This is a genomic window from Sphingomonas sp. 28-62-11 (genome assembly GCF_002278865.1).
In the GTDB taxonomy this organism is placed as follows: Bacteria; Pseudomonadota; Alphaproteobacteria; order Sphingomonadales; family Sphingomonadaceae; genus Sphingomonas.
On record NZ_NCGB01000012.1, the window covers coordinates 12,713 to 32,401 of the forward strand.

Genomic DNA, 19,689 nt, shown 5'->3' on the forward strand with positions numbered 1-19,689 from the left:
GGGAACCTTTTCCGACGAACCGTGTTTAGCGGGGGGTGACCCGGTTTTCGCCGGTCGGCTCTGCAGCAAAATATGCGCTGACTCTCGCCAAAATCGAACCTTCACGATATAGGCGCCGCCATGTTGAAGCGTTTCGCCATCCTGTTGTTCGTCCTGTCGCTCGCGCTGAACAGTCGTTGGGCACTGGGTCCTCTCGACTGGACGGTGCTGCCTGCGCTGCTGATCGGCTGGTTCCTCGCCGATCTGGCATCGGGCGCGATCCATATGGCGCTCGATTATCTGCCCTGCCCACCCGGCATCGGTCTGGGGACGATGTTCCACTACCAGGGATCGCGCGAATCGGACGATTATCTGGCGCTGCGGCGGGAGACGATGGCGAAGATCGGCCCGTTTCAACGGCTCGTGTTCGATTTTAAGAACCACCATCCGCGCCCAGATGCGCTGGGCCGCCGATCATTCCTCACATTGGTCGGATCAACGATCTTCGCCGTCGGTCTGCCCGTGTCCCTGCTCCTCAATATTGCGTCGTTCGTCTGGCCGGTGCCAGCCTGGTTCATGGCCGGGGCGACCACCCTGCTGGTCGGCGGTGTGCTCGCACAGTATTTCCACGGCACGCTCCACCGCGACGATATTCCCGGCATCATCCGGCTGATGCGCCGCCTGGGCCTGTTGATGACGCCCGCCGCGCACCAGATTCATCACGACAGCCTGCAACGCGATTTCGCGACCAATTGCGGCTGGTCTAACCCGTTCCTCAATCCCGTCTTCCGGTTTCTGCACCGGCGCGGCGTGCTGAATGATCAGGGCCTCGAACCCGCCTGACGATTAGACTGACGGCTTGGCCCCCAGCCGCTCAAGCCGCGCCTGATGTTCGGCACGACCAAACGGAAAGCGCGAATAGATGAAGGCGGCGAGGCCGTAAAAGATCAACAACAGAATGATGAAGATCAGGGTCAGCCGATCCACCGTTGCCACGGGTACCTGGCCGGGCTTGGCTGATTCAGGGAATTGCGCGATCGACAGGATGGCGCCGGCCATGAAGATCCCGAGCCCACCGACCATTTTCTGCACGAAGAAACTGCCGGAGAAAAATACGCCTTCCGAGCGCCTGCCGGTGCGCTGTTCGGATTCCTCAACCACGTCGGAGAGCATCGATGCACCGATGATGAATGCGCTAACGCCGCAGGCTGTATTGACGGTGAAGATGGTGAGCAGCAATGGCAGGATGATTGGCGATTGCGGCGATGGAAATAGCCCCATTAGTCGCAGGACATAAGGCGTCACGAGCAGCATGACGCTAAGAATTGAGAGGATGGTCCCCATCCGGGCCTTATCCCCGCCCTTGGTCAACCTTGGGGCCAGAATGAAGGCGGCGATCGCGCCCGTCAGCAGCGCCAGCGATAACCATTGAAAATCGCCGCCACTGAATTCCCAGACATATTGATACATATAGTTCGACAGCGCGAATGATATGCCCTGCGCGGTATAGGCGCACACCCCGGCGAGCATCAGAATAACGAACGCTTTGTTCGAAATCGTCTGACGAAAGGCGCGGAAATGATCGGCCAGCGTCTCATCGCTTTCGGCCAGTTTTGGCAGATATTTGATCTCGCCATGGAGGCCCCAGGACGACACCAGGATAGCGACCGCCATCACGATCGCGGCCATCGTCGCCATGCTCGAATACCCGGGACCGTTCTGAAGCCCCACCGCATGGGTCGCATCAGGCACCAGGAAGACACCGTAAGCCAGCGACAGCATGCCCAACCCGCCAACCCAGCCGAATAGATAGCGATAGGAAAACAACTTGGTGCGCTCGTCATAATCCGAGCTGAGCTCAGGGGCGAGCGCCGAAGCGGGGATCTCGAATGCCGACAGCGCGATGCGCACCAGCAACGCGCTGCCGAACAGATAGAATAGCAACCCCGTCTCACTCCACCCAGTTGGCGGATTCCACAACAGCAGCCAGCCAATCGCGACGGGTATCGCAGACGCATACATCCAGGGGTGCCGCCGCCCCCATTTGCTGCGGGTATGATCCGACAGGAAACCAACCGCCGGATCGACGAACGCCTCAACCATCATCGCCATCATGATCGCGATGCCGACACTCGCCGCCGACAGGCCGACAACCTGATTGTAGAACAGCAGCAGGAAGGTCGCGAAGCCATTATCCTTCACACCGTAAGCGATCGACCCGAGTCCAAAGGCCAGCCGGCTGCGCATCGGCAACACGCGGGCGGGCGGCACCGCGACCGTCATGCTCACTTGAAAGCCTCCAGCATCGCAAACAGCGATGGGGTTGCGGGGTCCCAACTGTGACGCGGGCCAATCGTCATCCCGCCATCGACGACGATATGCGTGCCGGTAACAAAACTGGCATCATCACTGGCGAGATAGGCGACGGCGGCGGCGATATCCGCCGCAACGCCGGCGCGCTGCAATGGCTGGGCGCTTCCAGCGATAGAGACGATCGCGTCGTTTGCCCGGTCGCGATTATCGCCCTCGATCTCCATGGCGCTGGTGAAGATGTTGGTGGTGATGAAGCCGGGGCATATCGCGTTCACGCGGATGCGGTGCTGCGCCAGATCGGCGGCGGCCATCTTGGTCAGGTGCAGCACACCTGCCTTCGCGACCGAATAGGCAGTGGGGGCCGCCCCCGTCTGCAGGGCGGCGATGGAGGCCGTGTTGACGATTGCGCCGCCGCTACGGGCGGCCATCAACGGGGCTGCATAGCGAATGCCGAGGGCGACCGATCGCAGCAGCAGGTTCTGCGTGTAGTCCCATTCATCGGGCGTAATCGCATCGATCTTCGCCCGAGCGCCGCCTGCGCCTGCATTGTTGAACAGCACATCGATGCCGCCCGCCGCATCAGCAGCCACGATCAGCGCCTCGATATCTTCGGCTTTCGTAACATCGGTACGCTGGAAATGAATGCGCCCATTGGAGGTTTGAGCAAGCTCCTGCCCGCCCGCCTCGTCAATATCGCCCGCCCAGACTTCAGCGCCCTCATCAACCAGCCTCAGCACGGTGGCGCGTCCAATGCCCGATGCAGCGCCGGTTACCACGGCGCGCTTGCCCGAAAAGCGCATCAACAACGATCCTCTCATCCTTATTTTGGCTATGCTAGTAACGTGCCCGACCCTTCCCGTCACTCGCTTTTGGAATTTCGGGTTTGCACAACTTGCAGCGCTGCGCCTGCTGGGATAGCGCGGGTGCGACACAATCGAGAGGATGATTTGCGTGGCGCTCGACCCGGAAACCTTTGATGCGCTGATCGACATGGTGCGGCGGTTCGTCAGCGAACGGCTGCGTCCGCTCGAGGGGCAGGTCGAGGCCGATGATGCCATCCCCGCCGACATCATCCGCGAGATGCGGGAAATGGGTCTGTACGGCCTGTCGATCGCCGAGGAATATGGCGGGCTTGGCCTGACGATGAGCGAAGAATGTCGCGTCGCGATCGAGCTTGGCCGCACGACGCCAGCGTTCCGCTCCACCTTCGGCACCAATGTCGGCATCGGCAGCCAGGGGTTGGTGATGGCCGGTACGCCCGAGCAGAAGGCCGAGTGGTTGCCGAAAATCGCGTCGGGTGAAATCGTCACCAGCTTCGCGCTCACCGAACCCGATGTCGGCAGCGATTCCGGCAGCGTGAAGACGCGCGCGGTGCGGGACGGTAATGTCTACCGCCTGTCGGGCACCAAGCGCTACATCACCAATGCCGACAAGGCCGACCTGTTCACCGTCATGGCCCGCACCGGCGATGAACCCGGCGCGCGCGGCGTTTCCGCTTTCCTCGTCCCGCGCGACCTGCCGGGCGTGTCGATCGGCGAGCCGGAAAAGAAGATGGGACAAAAGGGTGCGAAGGTCGCCGATGTCATCATGGACGATGTCGCGGTGCCAGTGGAGAATCGGCTCGGCGCCGAGGGCGAAGGCTTCAAGATCGCGATGCGCGTGCTCGATCGCGGGCGGCTCCACATCTCGGCCGTCTGCGTGGGGGTCGCCGAGCGCCTAATCGCCGATTGCGTCGCTTACGCCACTGAACGCAAGCAATTCGGCAAGGCGATCGCCGAGCATCAGTTGATCCAGGCGATGATCGCCGACAGCAAAACCGAAGCGCTCGCCGCCCGCGCACTGATGCTGGAGACAGCGGCGGCGAAGGATGCCGGCAAGGACGTCGTCATGGAATCGGCGGCATCGAAATATTATGCCAGCGAGATGGTCGGCCGCGTGGCCGACCGTGCCGTCCAGATTTTCGGCGGGGCGGGCTATATCGCCGATTACGGCATCGAGCGGCTCTACCGCGACGTCCGCCTGTTCCGCATTTACGAAGGCACCAGCCAGATCCAGCAGATCATCATCGCGCGGGAAACGATCAAGCGCGGGGGATAATCAAGGCTCAACAATAACAACCCCGTTCGTTTCGAGCGAAGTCGAGAAACAGGCCACAAGCGCCGCCCATCGTTTCTCGACTTCGCTCGAAACGAACGGATGATAGGAGAAGACACATGGACACCACCAACCTCTTCCGGCTCGACGGCCGGATCGCGCTTGTCACCGGCGGCTCGCGCGGCATCGGCAAGATGATCGCGGCGGGCTTTATCGCCCAGGGGGCGACGGTCTACATCTCCTCGCGCAAGGCCGATGCCTGCTTCGAAACCGCCAAGGAGCTCGGCGAGAAGTGCATCGCGCTGCCACAGGACGTTTCGACCGTCGCGGGGTGCAAGGCGCTCGCCGCGCAGCTCGCTGAGCATACCGACAAGCTCGACATTCTCGTCAACAACGCGGGCGCGGCGTGGGGCGAGAGCTTTGAGACCTTCCCCGAAAAAGGCTGGGACAAGGTGATGGACCTGAACGTCAAGTCGCCCTTCTTCCTGACCCAGGCCCTTCACGAAGCGCTGAAGGCCGGCGCCAGTGCCGGTCAGCCCGCCAAGGTGATCAACATCACCTCGATCGACGGGCTGCGGCTGAACCCCTGGGAAACCTATAGCTATCACGCGTCAAAATCGGCGCTGATCTACCTGACCAAGCGGATGTCGGCGCGGCTGATCAAGGATCACATCAACGTCACCTCGATTGCACCCGGCGCGTTCGCCAGCGAGATGAACAAGGCCGCGCGCGATCACGGCGAGACGATTGCCAAGGGCATCCCCGCCAAGCGGATCGGCGTTGACGAGGATATGGCCGGCACCGCGATCTACCTCGCCAGCCGGGCGGGCGATTATGTGGTGGGCGAGACGATCGCGGTCGATGGCGGGCTGGTGTACGGCGCGCTGGGCACAAGCATCGACGCATAAGGCTGATTTCCGGGAAGCGTAGGCCGGTTGTTGACACCGGCCTGCGCACCCGAACGGCTTAAGCTGCCGCGATGATCTTTTCGACATCGGCGGTCGAATGCCCGGTCAGGTCCTTGGCGATTTCGCCAACGAGAATCGCTTCGAGCGCTTTGTGGTAGTGCTTGCGCAATTCGCCGAGCGTGCGCGGCGCGGCGACGATGATCAGCTGCTCGACCTTATGATCGAGCACCCGCTTGTTGAGGATCGCAGCGACCCCGGCGGCAAAGCTATCCTCCTCCTGCTGGCTGTCGGCAGGGTTGGCGGAGCTGCTGTTATGCCGCCCGCCCGAGCCCTTATTCTCCGTCGATACAGCGACATCGGGCACCGCGGTGAGCGACGGTGCGGCCTCATCCCCCGTGTTGCGAAACAAGTTCAAAATCTCGCCATCGACGATGGCGACAAGCGCGCCTTGTGGGATTTTCATCGGGTGTCCTTGCGTTGAGGGAATGGCGCATCAACGCATGGATGAGCGCATCGGCCCCGATGGGGTAACAGCTTGAGCCAGGCGGCGACTCGAAGGTGCGGGGGTAAAGTTGCGGAAGTTGCGGGTCTGGCGCAGTTTTGCCCAGCCGCAACAAATGCGCCGGGAATTGGGCTTAATGTCACATGCGGTCATGCCCGCTGAGCATGGGACCGTAGCTTTCAACGTTGAACCTCAGTTCGCATTCTCCGTCATTGCGAGCGAAGCGAAGCAATGACGAAGTGGGTTTGTGCGCGATGCGGGGAGGAGGTCACGATCGCTGAGGCGAAGTTGCGGAAGTTGCGGGTCTCGCGCAGTTTTGCCCAGCCTGGTGCGGTGGCCTAGAATGACCACGCGGTTCAACGATGTGAAAGAGCGAGATAAAACCTATCACGAACGGATAACTGTAGGAAAATGGTTTGACGGCGGTGGAGGTGATTTGCACGTCGGCCATTGGTGCGACCGATTTGGCTAACGTCAGCGAGCGCTGCCCCAAGGAGCTCGCCCAAATGCGCCCCACCCAAACCCGTCACCCCGGGCTCGACCCGGGGTCCCGCTGCCTTGCCCGCCCAAGAAAAGCGGGACCGCGGATCAAGTCCGGGGTGACGAATTGCAACGGGCAACTAACGCCACAATTGCGGATATTTCATCCAAAGAAAGCTTTCCACCTCAGCAACGGCCATTCACAGCGACGACGGCACTTTCCTTAGGCGGACCTCTGCTGCACCACGATTTTCTTACCACAAAGGGGCAATAAGGTTCCGCCAATCAGTTCTCGATGTTGACGACTGGCACTGTGACATGGTCTACGACCGCACGACAGTCGGCCATCACTTTGGTCAGGGAAGCGAATGCGGCGCATCGAGCAGCGTTGATCTATGAATTGGAAATCTAAGACCGAAGCGCTCCCGCACTCTTTCGATCATTGGTGCGTACCAGGGAGGGGCGAACGGCGACACAATAACTCTTTCAATCAAAACATCGATTTCGCAATTGAAGGATTTACCCGGTACAACTGGCCGAGGGTCGTCGATTATATTGTCAAAGCGCATAGTGTTGTCATTCCATTCAAAGTTTGCAAGCGCATCGTGGAAATCGCTCGTATGCCGATGCACCAAGCGCACCTCTTGCTCATATTTGTAACTGGAGCGTTTGATCATAATTGTATCGAAAGCGTTCGAGCATCCGATCTGAACAAATGAAGGATCACGATACTGTACAGCACCTAGGTAAAAATCCTCACTGTTTTTCGACAAAGCAGTCTCTAGTCTTGCGCCGTTCGTAACGATTGCGACACCAGCACCAGGGGAGCCATATATTTTCCACATCGCGGCAGACTCGTGGTCAGAGGCATGCCAGCAGTTGACAAAATAGTTGCGCCGCCCTGACTGCATCATGATACAACGCTGCTCTTCTCCCATAAACCAACTCCTGAAGGCTGCTTCGGGCGTGCCATCGGTCCCTCGGCTGCACATCTCCAGAATCTGGACACGAAGTTGCTCTGGCACCTCGTCGAGGGTTCGCCACATGCGATGAGGAAACTGGACAGCTCCAAGCGTACCTTCAAAAGGGTCGTCCGAAGCCAGAATTTCAGCATTCGAAAGCCAAAGCTTGCCACACGAAAGAAGGTCGATGAATTTCGATAGATCGGTGTAGCGCCACAACCGGGTTGTTACCGGGGGTCGGTCGAAACTAGGATGATCGCTTAGCAGCACGCGCAGCTCCTCAGGCGCTCACTGCCCGTTAACTGGATTGCCGTCGTTACATTTTCGCAAAGGAATTCGGCTCCACCACAATTACTTTAGATCCCCTCCGCTTACTCGGCATTTTTTCGATTCTTGCATCTAACCTTGCGCCGTTTATGTCACAAAAAATTGCTCTATTTGGTCGAAAACTGAAAGTGGCGAACGTCGACTATCACGGAACGAGAGATCATCACCGAAGTTTTACAACCAGCCCAATATCGGCCAATGAAACGATCCAAATCAAAGTTAGCTTCCCATCAAATCCACCACAACTTCTTACCCCGCAATCCCCCCCGCCGCGAGCACCGCCAGCGTTACCAGTTCGCTTGCGGTGCTCGTCATCGGGGCGATCTGGACGCTCTTTTCCATGCCGACCAGCATCGGGCCGATCACCGCGTCACCCCCCAATTCGCGGAGCAGTTTCGCGGAGATGTTGGCGCTTTGCAGACCGGGCATGATCAGCACATTGGCGGGGCCGGAGAGCCGCGCGAACGGGTAATTCGCGAGCTGGCGCGGGTTGAGCGCGACATCAGGCGCCATTTCGCCTTCATATTCGAACGTCACCGATCGCTCGTCGAGCACGCACACGGCGTTGCGGATATTTTCCAGCCAGCGCCCTTCAGGATTGCCGAAGTTCGAATAGCTGAGGAAGGCGACGCGCGGTTCGTGGCCCATGCGCTTTGCCACCAATGCGGTCTGTTCGGCGATATCGGCGAGTTCTTCCGCCGTTGGGCGTTCGTTGATCGTGGTATCGGCCATGAACACGGTGTGCTTGGCGCCGACCATCACATGCACGCCGAACGCGGTGCGGCCCTTGATGGGGTCGATCACGCGGCGCACTTCGCGCATCGTCTGCGCATAGGGGCGGGTGGTGCCGGTGATCATCACATCGGCCTCCCCCAGCTGCAGCATCACCGCGCCGAAGATGTTGCGATCCTGGTTGATCATCCGTTCGCAGTCACGCAGCAGATAGCCGCGCCGCTTGAGCCGCTCGTAGAGAAACTCGACCATCTTGGGCACCAGCGGCGATTTGCGGCTGTTGTGCAGCTCATACGTCTCGGGATCAGTGACGCCGAGCGCGCGCAACCGATCATACACATCGTCGCGGCCGACCAGCACCGGCGTGCCGTATCCGCCCGCCTTGAACTCGATCGCGGCGCGCAACACGACTTCTTCTTCGCCTTCGGCAAACAGCACCCGCTTCGGGTTGGCGCGCGCGCTTTCATAGGCGAGCGTGAGCACCGAGGTGGTCGGGTTGAGCCGCGCGCGGAGTTGCTGGCGATACGCCTCCATATCGATGATCGGCTTGGTGGCGACGCCCGAGTCCATGGCGGCCTGGGCAACCGCAACGGGCACGATTTCCATCAGGCGCGGATCGAACGGGGCGGGGATGATATAATCGACCCCGAAGCTGTGGCGCACACCATAGGCGACCGCGACTTCTTCCGGCACCTGCTGGCGGGCGAGCGCGGCAAGCGCGCGGGCGGCGGCGACCTTCATCTCGTTATTGATCGCGGTTGCCCGCACATCGAGCGCACCGCGGAAAATGAACGGGAAGCCGAGGACATTGTTGACCTGGTTCGGATAATCCGACCGGCCCGTGGCGATGATCACGTCCGGTCGCACGCGCTTGGCATCGGGCGGGGTGATTTCAGGATCGGGATTGGCCATCGCGAAGACGATCGGCTTGTCCGCCATCTTCATCAGATATTCGGGGAGCAGCGCTCCCTTGGCGGATAGCCCCATGAACACATCGGCCCCGTTCAGCGCTTCTTCGAGCGTGCGGCGATCGGTTTTGGCGGCGTGCGCCGATTTCCACTGGTTCATGTCGCCATGTTCGCGACCCTGATAGATGACGCCCGATTTGTCGCACATGATCAGCTGGTCATGCGGCAGGCCCATCGCCTTGATCAGCTCGGCACAGGCAATCGCCGCCGCGCCCGCGCCGTTCATCACGACTTTGGTATCCTTGATGTCGCGCCCGGTGAGGAACAGCGCGTTGATGAGGCCGGCGGCGGCGATGATCGCGGTGCCGTGCTGGTCATCATGCATCACTGGAATGTTCATGCGCTCTTTCAGCGCTTGCTCAATGATGAAGCATTCAGGGGCCTTGATGTCCTCAAGGTTGATGCCGCCAAAGCTCGGCTCCATCAGCGCGACCGCGTTGATGAAGGCCTCGGGGTCTTCGGTGGCGAGTTCGATGTCGATCGAGTCCACATCGGCGAAGCGCTTGAACAGCACCGCCTTGCCTTCCATTACCGGCTTTGAGGCAAGCGCACCCAGATTGCCCATACCCAGAATCGCCGTGCCGTTCGAGATCACTGCGACCAGATTGCCCTTGGCGGTATACTCATACGCAGCCGCCGGATTTTCGTGAATCGCGCGGACGGGCACTGCGACGCCGGGGGAATAAGCAAGCGCCAGATCGCGCTGCGTTGCCATCGGCTTGGATGCGATGATCTCGATCTTGCCGGGGCGCCCTTCCGAATGGAACAGCAGCGCTTCACGCTCGGAAAACTGGACGGTCGATTCATCGGTCATGGCTGGCCCTTCAGCTGATACCCGGTCTTTACGGGGACGATCTTGTTTCTTCCACCCCTGGCGCGCATCGCCTTGAACATAGGTTGCTTGGCTGTATCACCCGATCGATGACCGGCACCGCCCCCACCCCGATGATGGCGCAATATCTGGCGCTGAAGGCAGAGGCGCAGGATTGTCTGCTCTTCTACCGGATGGGCGATTTCTTCGAGATGTTTTTCGAAGATGCGAAGATTGCCGCTGCCTGCCTCGATATCGCGCTGACCGCGCGGGGCGAGCATGACGGGGTGCCGATCCCGATGTGCGGGGTACCGGTGCATGCGGCAGAAGGGTATCTCGCACGGCTGATCAAGGCCGGGCACCGCGTTGCGATTGCCGAACAGACCGAGAGCCCGGCCGAGGCGAAGAAGCGCAGCGGCAAGACGTTGGTCGGGCGGGCGATCGTGCGCGTCGTCACGGCGGGGACGCTGACCGAGGAAGCGCTGCTTGATGCGCGGGCGGCCAACTGGTGTGCGGCGATTGGCGAGGCGGCAGGCGGCGTCGCGATTGCGGTAGCGGATATCTCGACCGGGCGGTTCGAGCTGATCGAGAGCGATGCCGCATCAGTCGCCGCCGATCTCGCACGGCTGTCACCGGCGGAGACGATCGCGTCGGACGCAACCGACTTTGCCGACCTCGCCACAGGCCACCGCCCGCGATCGGAATTCGACAGTGCCAGCGGCGAGGAACGGTTGAAGGCGCTATTCGGGGTGGCGACGCTCGATGGTTTCGGCAGCTTCTCCCGCGCCGCGCTGGCGGCGGCAGGCGGGCTGGTGCGGTATCTCGATCATAACGGAAAGGGTTCCCTGCCCTTTTTACGCCCGCCGCGTCTGACGCGAAGTGCCGAGACGATGGCGATCGACGCGGCCACCCGCGAGAGTCTTGAGCTGACCCAGACGACCCATGGCGCGCGCAAAGGCAGCCTGCTCGATGCCGTCGACCGCACGGTGACCGGAGCCGGCGCGCGGCTGCTGGCGGCGGACATCGGCGCACCGTTGATGGAGCGCGCGACGATCGAAGCGCGGCTCGATCTGGTGCAGCATTTTCACGACGATGCGGGTCTGCGCGATAGCCTGCGGGCGACTCTTAGGGCGCTCCCTGATATCGGCCGTGCGCTCGGGCGACTGGCGGCGGGGCGGGGCAGCCCGCGTGATCTGGGACAATTGCGGGATGGGCTCGATGCGGCATGGCGGCTCGGCGAGCGGCTCGAGAAAGTCGATAACAAGCCCGCGCTGCTCGCCCGGCTCGCCCCGCAATTGCGCGGTCACGGTGCGCTGATCGAGCTGCTGACGCGCGCGCTTGTCGCGTCCCCGCCGATCGATACGTCGGCGGGCGGCTATATCGCGCCTGGGTTCGATGCCGCGCTTGATGATCTGCGCGACAGCGGCGCGGGCGGCAGGCGCGCGATTGCCGCTCTGGAGGCCCAGTACCGCACCCGCACCGGCATTTCCGCGTTGAAAATCCGCCACAACGGCGTGCTCGGCTATCATATCGAGGTACCCGCCCGCGCCGCCGATCCGCTGATGGCCCCCGATAGCGGCTTCACCCATCGCCAGACGATGGCCGGCGCCGTGCGCTTTAACGCGCCCGATCTGCATGAGGTGGCGCTGAAGGTAACGCAGGCCGGCGCCCATGCGCTGGCGGCCGAAGCGGCGCATCTTGAGGAACTCACCGATACTGCGCTCGCCAACCGCGAGGCGATTGCCGCCACCGCCGATGCGATTGCGCGGCTCGATGTCGCGACGGCGCTTGCCGAGCGCGCCAGCGAAGGCGGCTGGGCACGGCCCCAAATCGTCGATCATGCCTGTTTCGAGATCGAAGGCGGGCGGCACCCGGTGGTCGAGGCGGCGGTGGCAAAGGCCGGCGGACGGTTTGTCGCCAATGATTGCCGCCTGTCGGAGGATAATCGGCTGTGGTTGGTCACGGGGCCGAACATGGGCGGCAAATCCACCTTTCTGCGCCAGAACGCGCTGATCGCCGTGCTGGCGCAAGCAGGCGGTTATGTCCCCGCCACTTCCGCCACTTTGGGGCTGGTCGACCGGCTGTTCAGCCGGGTCGGCGCGTCGGACAATCTGGCGCGGGGGCGATCGACCTTCATGGTCGAAATGGTCGAAACCGCTGCAATCCTGGCACAGGCCACGCCGCAAAGCTTCGTCATCCTCGACGAGGTCGGGCGCGGGACCAGCACCTATGATGGCCTCGCCATCGCCTGGGCCGTGGTCGAGGCGATCCATGAGGATAATCGCTGCCGCTGCCTGTTCGCGACGCATTATCACGAGCTGACCCGGCTGGCCGAGCGCTGCGATGCGCTGACGCTGCATCATGTGCGAGCGCGCGAGTGGAAGGGCGATCTGGTGCTGCTGCACGAGGTGTCGGAGGGCCCGGCGGATCGGAGCTATGGTCTGGCGGTAGCGCGGCTCGCGGGGCTGCCCCCGGTGACGATCGCGCGCGCCAAATCGGTGCTGGCAAAACTGGAGGCGGGGCGTGCCAAGACGGGCGGGCTGGCCGCAGGGCTGGACGATTTGCCGCTGTTCGCCGCCGTGGCCGAACAGGTGGAAGAAACGCGCGATCCGCTGCGCACCGAAATCGAGAATGTCGACGTCGACGCCCTCACCCCGCGCGAGGCGCTCGATCTGGTCTATAAGCTGAAGGCGCTCGCGCGTGCCGGATCAGGCGCGGCGTAACCGCGCGCCGAACGCAGAGCTGGCTTCGTCCAGCCGCTGCGATTGAACCCCGATATTGCTGGCGACGCGTTCGATCTTGCTGGCTAGCGCCAGCGCGGAATCGGCCTTGTCAGCAAGCGCCTGCAAGTCCGCGCCAACGGCCTCGGCCCCATGACCGGCGCTGTCCACGCCTGCAAAAATCCCGCCGGTCGACAGCCGCTGAGCGTCGATTGTCCTAGCAATATCGTTGGCACCGGCGGCAATCCTGCCGACATCGCTGGCGATCACTTCCACCGACGCCGCAACGTCATCGGCATTGGCGTTCATGTCGGCAATGTGATGACCAATCTCAAGCGCCGCCTCACGCGTTTGCGCTGCCAGCGCTTTCACCTCGCCAGCGACGACCGCAAAGGCCGCCCCCGCTTCACCCGATTGCGTCGCCTCGATTAGGGCATTGAGCGCCAGCGTATTGGTGCGCTGCGCGATCCGTTCGATCTTGGCGGTAATGCCACGCACAACCGCGCTGCTATCCGCCAGCGCGCGGGCTTGGGCGCGGGCGAGTGATGAGGCGATTTCGGCATTGGCGGTGGCCTGGACCTGGCCCGCGACTTCGCAGGAGATCTCCCCGATCGACTGGCGCAGTTCGGCTGCTGCGCGCTGCACATCGGCCATCGACTGCGCGACGGTGACGGCACGCCCGCGCACGGCAGACACATGCGCGCCGCTCAATTTGCCCATCTCGGTCAGGTTGGCGGTCGATTCGCTCAAATCATACGCGGCGCTGCTCAAGATGCCGATGGCAGCGGCAACCGAGGTTTCGAAACGCTGGGCATGATCATTCATTAAGGCGCGCTGTTCATCTGCGCTGGCCTGTTGTTCGTCAGCACGGCGGCGTTCATGCGCGCGTTCGAGCGCCCGCTGCTCCTCGGCGACGCGCTGCGCATCCTCGGTTCGGCGGCGTTCGAGATCGGCGAGATCGGCCTGGGTTCGCACGCGATCGGCAAACAGCCGCGCCTGCCCGATCGCCATGGCGAACAGCATCAGCACAAATCCCATAATGGCGATCACATAAAGCGCCGGTACCGCGACGATCATCCCCAGATCGATCGCCAGCCGCGTGCCAACGGTTGCCATGAAAACGAGCCCCGCTTCGGGCAGCAACGTGAAGACGGTACCGCCCAGGCAGATGATTGCAACGTTGACGCACGAAATACCCACGCGGTCTTCGCTCATCGGTACGGTATTCAACGCCCCAATCGTGACAAACCAGCCAAGCCCGATCGCAAGCGCATAGACATTCATCAGCCGATCGATCGTTTCCGGATTCAGCTGCCAGCGGGCATGGAACATCCCCTGGAACAGCGCCATGGACACCAGCGTCACGATCGCGACGGGCAGGCTTGCGAAGGCCATGAAAGGCTGATCGAACCGAATGGCGTAAACAACACACATCGCCACGGCGGTAACAACGTTGATCGGCGCGAAACGAATGATCATGCGGACCGTTGCTGCGGTCCGCTCTGCCCGGCTGAGATCATCGACGGCGATGAACGACTGGGCATGACGCGCCATCGACATCATCCAAGGCGAACCACGGGATTGAGACTTGATCAGCATTGCCCTTGTTTAACCGAACAGGGTTAAAAATGTCGAAATCCTAAGCCGTCCCCTACCGGTCCGTAGGTGATCCGGTAACCGAATGGCGTAATAATCCCACCATGGCCAGCCGCTCCGAAACCCTGCCGTTGTTCGCCGCGGCGGCCGAAAAAGTCGAAGAGGCGCGCGATCCGGTGCAGGCGGAGATCGAAGCGAACGACGTCGACGCCCTCACGACGCGCGATGCGATAGAAATACTATACCGGTTAAAGAGGATGGTTGACGAATAGCGTCCGGGCAGCGATCCTGCGAGCCGAGCAATTAGCCTAACGAATCACAATCAACCATCGGTTACTTGGGAGAACGTTAGTGGCGACGCCTGATTTCGATGCGAAAGCGCTTTCTGATACTGAACAGCAAGTGCTTGACGCGGTCAGGCGAGGCAACCCCTATGCGACGGGATGGTCGTTCGGGTTCGACACCTTCACACCCGAACCGGATGATTATGCTAATGAGATTGCTCGATATGACGGCGAAGATCATCCGCTAATCGACGCTCCGTCAGTACGCGCCGAATTTTTGCGCCGATTGATTCTCGGTATAGAAGATGGTTGGCCGGTCGCTGTGCAGGGCCTGCGGCTTTCCGGCCTGCGCATTATCGGCGAACTCAACCTGCGCGATGGGCGACGATTAGGTGGCGGTGCACTGCCAGCGCTGGTGTTGGAATATTGCCACTTCGACACCACAGTTTATGTCGACTGCGCAATGTTCAGCAATCTGGATTTTTCACATTCACTGTTACCCTCGTTAAGCGGCGAACTTGTAACAGTTGAGGGGCCTCTTGGACTTTGGGAAGTTGTACTGACCGGTACGCTCAATCCACAAATCACGATCTCTTGGGCCACGATCGGCGGATTGCTTGCGGCGGACGGTATTAGCGTAAGGCCGGGCGTCACCAGCTATACAATTAACGCGTTCCAGATGAACGTGCGCGGAAGAACACTTTTCAGCCAGCTGGGCCGGGTCACTGGAACAGAAAAAATTCCAGCGAGATTGAGCATCTACGAGTCTAACCTTTCAGGAAAAGTGGAATTAAGCAGAAACTGCTTTGAATCGATCGACGCTGGAAACATCCACGCACATGTCGATTTCGAGATGTTCAAAAGCACGATCTTAATGGGTATTACGTTAACTGGCGCGCGGATTGATGGCACCTTGGTGATGCAAGATATGACGATCCACGGTGGCATGACAGCCATGGGAATGCGTTGCACCGGCGATTGGGACTTGACCGGGTGCGAGATTTTTGCGGCCACGGATGGTGAGGGTACCGGGTGGGCGATCGCCGCGCGCGATGCCGTGATTGATGGTAACGTAAGAATGACTGCCTCTATCACACGCCCATTTATTGCCCACGGACTGATCGGATTGCGGCGCGCGAAGATTGGTAGTGAGTGGATTTTGCGCGGCGCATCTTGCAATCCCGCTCCAGAAGGTGCGATTCAACTGAACGGCCCTGCCCAAACCGAAGCGATTACCGCAGAGGGAATCACGATTGGCGGCGATCTACGCCTCGATACGACAGATGATGGCGCAACAACGTTCATTGGAGGCCGCATGGCGCTGGATGGTGCTTCAATCGGCCGCAATATGAACCTCAGTGGCACGATATTGAAGGCAGGAACTGACGAGATCCTATTGTCACTCACCAACGCCGAAATCAAAAATCACCTTCGTGTTCGAGACCTGGTCACACAATCGACAGCAGGCGGCATTATCGATTTGTCGGGGTTGCAGGTGGGAACACTGAATGACGCCCATGGCCTCGGATGGGGCCAACACCCCTATCGCTCCTGGCGGAAAAAGCGGCGAGGCATTGCCCTGCGCTTGAACGGCTTTACCTACCGCCGCTTTCATGCCGACGATCACCACAATGGGTCATTATGGAAGGCTCGACGCAACTGGTTGACGCGCCAAGATGCGGGGCACGTGCGTGCGCGGGTATATTACCCGCAACCTTATGAACAGTTGTCAAAGATTTTCCGCGACGAAGGCCGCGAAGACGATGCGCGCAAGGTATTCATGGCCAAACGGGTAGCGCGACGCGAGGCAGGCGAGGCGTCTCCGGTCCATTGGGTACTCAATCTTTTGTATCAGATAACCTTCGGCTACGGCGTCGCGCCGGGGCGCGCCGCAATAACCCTGGCGCTCTATTGGCTGGGCGGTACTTATCTGCTCTTCTGGGCACAAGAGGCTGGGAAGATTCGCGTTGTTAAGGACGGCGTGCTCAACGGATCCTGCGTAGATTATTACGCTGCTCTTCATGCCTTGCAGCTTATGGTACCGCTGCCCCAAATTACGGGCGGCATTTGCGGCATCGATCCCTCGGAGATACCGCTCAAAGTAGCGGAGGTCGGCTATGCACTGGGGGGCGCGATCGTGCTTGCGCTGGCGGTGCTCACGTTTTCCGGTGTTACAAGAACGGACAGCACCAAGTAGCCGATGCAACCAACGCATCGGGTGATGGCGCTACACGCCGAAGCGCCTAAAGGTATAATCATGGCCAGTCGTTTCGAAACCCTGCCGCACCGCCGCGCGATCATCGATCGGCGGGTGATTGCCGATGCGCTTGCGGCGCTCGACACGACCGATGCCGCCAGCATGCGGCGTGGGGCGACCAAACTGCTCGCCGATGCGCTTGCCGAAGGGCGTGCCGAAATTGCCCGGCGACTGATCGAACATCCCTCGCGCGGCCTGGAAGCAGCAGCGGCAATGGCGTTTCTGATCGATCAGATCATCCGGCTGCTCTATGATTTTACCACCGAACGGCTCTACCCGAAATCCAATGCCACCACGAGTGAGCGGCTGACGCTGATTGCGGTCGGCGGCTATGGCCGCGGCGAGATGGCACCCTTTTCCGATGTTGATATCGGCTTTCTGACCCCCTGGAAGCAGACCGGCTGGTCCGAACAAGTGATCGAATCGATGCTCTATGCGCTGTGGGATCTGGGGCTGAAGATCGGCCATTCATCGCGATCGCTGGATGAAATGGTGCGCCAGGCCAAGGGCGACATGACGATCCGCACCGCGCTGCTCGAGGCACGCTATGTGTGGGGCGATACCGATCTGTATGATGAGGCATCGCGGCGTTTCAAAGCCGAAGTGCAGGCCGGCACCGCGCGCCAGTTCATTGCGGACAAGCTCGCCGAGCGGAATGAGCGCCACCGCAAGATGGGTGACAGCCGCTATGTCGTCGAACCCAATATCAAGGAGGGAAAGGGCGGCCTGCGCGATCTCCACACACTCTTTTGGATGGGCAAATATGCTTATAACGTTCGCAGCGTTGCCGAACTGGTCGAGGCCGGGCTGCTGACGCGGATCGAGTATCGCCAGTTCCACCGCGCCGAGAATTTCCTGTGGGCGGTGCGCTGTCATCTGCACAGCATCGCCGGTCGCGCCGAGGATCGGCTGACATTCGACGTGCAGCGCGAGATTGCCGAGCGGATGCGCTATGCCGACCGCGCGGGGGCGTCGCGGGTCGAACGCTTCATGCGGCATTACTTCCTGCAGGCGAAAACCGTGGGCGACCTGACGGGCGTGTTCATGGCGCATCTCGACGAGAGTTTCGCTGCGCGCGGGCGCCGGTTCGGGTTGCCGCTGATGCGGCGGGCACCGCGCAATTTGAACGGCTTCGTGCTCGATCGCGGGCGCCTCGCACTTCCGTCGGACGACTGGTTCGCGCGCGATCCTGTGCGGCTGATCGAGATGTTCGCTCTGGCTGACAAACATGAGCTGGAAGTGCACCCGCTGGCGATGCGGGTTGCCGCGCGCGATGCAAAGCTGGCCGACGATATTCGCACCGACGCCCGCGCCAATGCGCTGTTCCTCGACGTGCTGACCAGTCCGCGCAATCCAGAAGCGGCGCTGCGCGGGATGAACGAGGCCGGCGTGTTCGGCAGGTTCGTGCCCGATTTTGGTCGCGTCGTCGCGCAGATGCAGTTCGACATGTACCATCATTACACCGTCGACGAGCATTCGATCCGCGCGATCGGTCTGCTCGCCCGGATCGAGCGCGGCGAGCTGGCCGAGGATCATCCGCTGGCCGCCGGAATCCTGAAGCGGATCGTATCGCGCCGCGTGTTATACGTCGCGGTGCTGCTCCACGATATCGCCAAGGGGCGCGGCGGCGATCATTCGGTGCTGGGCGCAGAGGTTGCGCAGCGACTGTGCCCCCGGCTTGGCATGACAGCGGCAGAGACCGAAACGGTCGCGTGGCTGGTGCGCTGCCACCTGTTGATGTCGGCCACCGCGTTCAAGCGCGACCTTTCCGATTTCAAGACCATCCTCGATTTCGCCGAGATCGTACAGAGCCCCGAACGGCTCCGTTTGCTGCTCGCACTTACCGTGGTCGATATTCGCGCGGTTGGGCCCGGCGTTTGGAACAGCTGGAAACGGCAGTTGCTGACCGACCTGTACGAAGCCGCCGAAGAGGTGCTTCGCCTGGGCCACAAGCAGCGGGGGCGCGGCGAGCGGATCGCGACCAAGCAGGAGGCACTGGCCACCGCGCTCGGCTGGCCAGCGGAACGGTTCAAGGCGCTCGTCGCGCGGCTGCCCGAACCTTATTGGGTGGCCGAGCCCGACGACGTGCTCGAACGCAACGCGCGGCTGATTGCAGCGGCCGGGCAGGCACCGCTGTCGATCGAGGCGCAGGTATATCCCGAACGCGGTGCGACGTTGGTGACGTTGTTCGCCGCCGATCATCCGGGGCTGTTCTACCGCGCGGCAGGCGCGATTCACGTCGCAGGTGGCAACATCATCGATGCGCGCATCCACACGACGCGGGACGGCATGGCGCTCGACAATTTCCTGGTGCAGGATCCGTTCGGTCGACCATTCGACCGGCCCGAGCAGCTTGAAAGGCTGAAAACCGCGATCGAGGATTCGCTCGCCAATCGCGGCAAGCTCAACGAACGGCTCCACGCCAAGCCGCTATCACGCACGCGCGCAGAGGCGTTTCAGATCGCGCCCGTTGTCCTGATCGACAACCAGGCATCGAACCGCTTCACCGTGATCGAGGTCAACGCCCGCGACGGCCCGGCGCTGCTCAACCGGCTTGCGCTGGCGCTGTTCCAGTCGAAAGTGACGATCCACTCGGCGCATGTCGCGACCTATGGCGAACGCGCGGTCGACACATTTTACCTGACCGACCTTCTGGGCGACAAGATCAGCAGCACCCAGCGGCTCAAATCGATCGAGCGGCGCTTGTTGGGGGCTGCGGCCAATGAAGGCGAATGGGCGCGTGCCGCCTGATTTCA

General features: G+C 61.4%; 13 protein-coding genes. 7 read left to right on the plus strand and 6 right to left on the minus strand.

The window, feature by feature from the left end; translation table 11 throughout:
- The first annotated feature begins 120 nt into the window (after window positions 1–120).
- Window positions 121–822: a fatty acid desaturase CarF family protein gene (locus B7Y49_RS05215; RefSeq protein WP_374126517.1), complete on the plus strand. Its 702-nt coding sequence runs from the start codon at window positions 121–123 to the stop codon at window positions 820–822.
- A gap of 3 nt (window positions 823–825) precedes the next feature.
- Here B7Y49_RS05215 and B7Y49_RS05220 read toward each other — a convergent pair whose 3' ends face one another.
- Together B7Y49_RS05220 and B7Y49_RS05225 are read right to left on the minus strand one after the other, a co-directional pair.
- Window positions 826–2,262 carry an MFS transporter gene (locus B7Y49_RS05220; RefSeq protein WP_374126606.1) on the minus strand — a complete coding sequence of 479 codons (1,437 nt, stop codon included), beginning with the start codon at window positions 2,260–2,262 and terminating at the stop codon, window positions 826–828.
- A 2-nt stretch (window positions 2,263–2,264) separates the two neighbouring features.
- The gene (locus tag B7Y49_RS05225; RefSeq protein ID WP_374126518.1) at window positions 2,265–3,092 is read right to left on the minus strand and encodes an SDR family NAD(P)-dependent oxidoreductase; all 828 of its coding nucleotides are present in this window, start codon (window positions 3,090–3,092) and stop codon (window positions 2,265–2,267) included.
- A gap of 151 nt (window positions 3,093–3,243) precedes the next feature.
- Between B7Y49_RS05225 and B7Y49_RS05230 the strand changes: the two genes are divergently transcribed.
- Together B7Y49_RS05230 and B7Y49_RS05235 are read left to right on the plus strand one after the other, a co-directional pair.
- Entirely contained in the window at window positions 3,244–4,389 is a 1,146-nt protein-coding gene (locus tag B7Y49_RS05230) for an acyl-CoA dehydrogenase family protein (protein ID WP_374126519.1), read from the plus strand.
- Window positions 4,390–4,505: 116 nt separating this feature from the next.
- Complete coding sequence (locus B7Y49_RS05235; protein WP_374126520.1) at window positions 4,506–5,294, plus strand: SDR family oxidoreductase; 789 nt, start codon at window positions 4,506–4,508, stop codon at window positions 5,292–5,294.
- A gap of 58 nt (window positions 5,295–5,352) precedes the next feature.
- Here B7Y49_RS05235 and B7Y49_RS05240 read toward each other — a convergent pair whose 3' ends face one another.
- The 3 genes from B7Y49_RS05240 to B7Y49_RS05250 all read right to left on the minus strand — a co-directional run bounded on the left by B7Y49_RS05240 (window position 5,353) and on the right by B7Y49_RS05250 (window position 10,079).
- Entirely contained in the window at window positions 5,353–5,757 is a 405-nt protein-coding gene (locus tag B7Y49_RS05240) for a host attachment family protein (protein ID WP_374126521.1), read from the minus strand.
- 875 nt (window positions 5,758–6,632) lie between these two features.
- The gene (locus B7Y49_RS05245) at window positions 6,633–7,457 is read right to left on the minus strand and encodes a DUF2971 domain-containing protein (protein ID WP_374126522.1); all 825 of its coding nucleotides are present in this window, start codon (window positions 7,455–7,457) and stop codon (window positions 6,633–6,635) included.
- Window positions 7,458–7,814: 357 nt separating this feature from the next.
- Complete coding sequence (locus B7Y49_RS05250; RefSeq protein WP_374126523.1) at window positions 7,815–10,079, minus strand: NADP-dependent malic enzyme; 2,265 nt, start codon at window positions 10,077–10,079, stop codon at window positions 7,815–7,817.
- 131 nt (window positions 10,080–10,210) lie between these two features.
- On the opposite strand from B7Y49_RS05250, the gene mutS reads away from it, so the two are divergent.
- A complete protein-coding gene (gene mutS, locus B7Y49_RS05255) occupies window positions 10,211–12,799 on the plus strand; it encodes a MutS family DNA mismatch repair protein (protein WP_374126607.1) in 2,589 nt (862 codons plus the stop codon).
- Here the strand turns inward: mutS and B7Y49_RS05260 are convergent.
- On the minus strand, window positions 12,785–14,350 hold the full coding sequence (locus B7Y49_RS05260) for a methyl-accepting chemotaxis protein (protein WP_374126524.1): 1,566 nt from the start codon (window positions 14,348–14,350) through the stop codon (window positions 12,785–12,787). The genes mutS and B7Y49_RS05260 overlap by 15 nt on opposite strands.
- Before the next feature lie 146 nt (window positions 14,351–14,496).
- Between B7Y49_RS05260 and B7Y49_RS05265 the strand changes: the two genes are divergently transcribed.
- The 3 genes from B7Y49_RS05265 to B7Y49_RS05275 all read left to right on the plus strand — a co-directional run bounded on the left by B7Y49_RS05265 (window position 14,497) and on the right by B7Y49_RS05275 (window position 19,684).
- Window positions 14,497–14,664 (plus strand): hypothetical protein, encoded by a 168-nt coding sequence (locus B7Y49_RS05265; protein ID WP_374126525.1) that lies wholly within the window; start codon window positions 14,497–14,499, stop codon window positions 14,662–14,664.
- A 79-nt stretch (window positions 14,665–14,743) separates the two neighbouring features.
- A complete protein-coding gene (locus B7Y49_RS05270) occupies window positions 14,744–16,873 on the plus strand; it encodes a hypothetical protein (protein ID WP_374126526.1) in 2,130 nt (709 codons plus the stop codon).
- 60 nt (window positions 16,874–16,933) lie between these two features.
- Complete coding sequence (locus B7Y49_RS05275; RefSeq protein WP_374126527.1) at window positions 16,934–19,684, plus strand: [protein-PII] uridylyltransferase; 2,751 nt, start codon at window positions 16,934–16,936, stop codon at window positions 19,682–19,684.
- Window positions 19,685–19,689 lie beyond the last annotated feature (5 nt).

Bases quoted from the DNA above. Each gene is read 5' to 3' on its own strand.
- B7Y49_RS05225 (WP_374126518.1), bottom strand. From the start codon at position 3,092: ATGCGCTTTTCGGGCAAGCGCGCCGTGGTAACCGGCGCTGCATCGGGC.
- B7Y49_RS05260 (WP_374126524.1), bottom strand. From the start codon at position 14,350: ATGGCGCGTCATGCCCAGTCGTTCATCGCCGTCGATGATCTCAGCCGG.
- B7Y49_RS05275 (WP_374126527.1), top strand. From the start codon at position 16,934: ATGGCCAGTCGTTTCGAAACCCTGCCGCACCGCCGCGCGATCATCGAT.
- B7Y49_RS05240 (WP_374126521.1), bottom strand. From the start codon at position 5,757: ATGAAAATCCCACAAGGCGCGCTTGTCGCCATCGTCGATGGCGAGATT.
- B7Y49_RS05265 (WP_374126525.1), top strand. From the start codon at position 14,497: ATGGCCAGCCGCTCCGAAACCCTGCCGTTGTTCGCCGCGGCGGCCGAA.
- B7Y49_RS05220 (WP_374126606.1), bottom strand. From the start codon at position 2,262: ATGACGGTCGCGGTGCCGCCCGCCCGCGTGTTGCCGATGCGCAGCCGG.
- B7Y49_RS05215 (WP_374126517.1), top strand. From the start codon at position 121: ATGTTGAAGCGTTTCGCCATCCTGTTGTTCGTCCTGTCGCTCGCGCTG.
- B7Y49_RS05250 (WP_374126523.1), bottom strand. From the start codon at position 10,079: ATGACCGATGAATCGACCGTCCAGTTTTCCGAGCGTGAAGCGCTGCTG.
- B7Y49_RS05235 (WP_374126520.1), top strand. From the start codon at position 4,506: ATGGACACCACCAACCTCTTCCGGCTCGACGGCCGGATCGCGCTTGTC.
- mutS (WP_374126607.1), top strand. From the start codon at position 10,211: ATGATGGCGCAATATCTGGCGCTGAAGGCAGAGGCGCAGGATTGTCTG.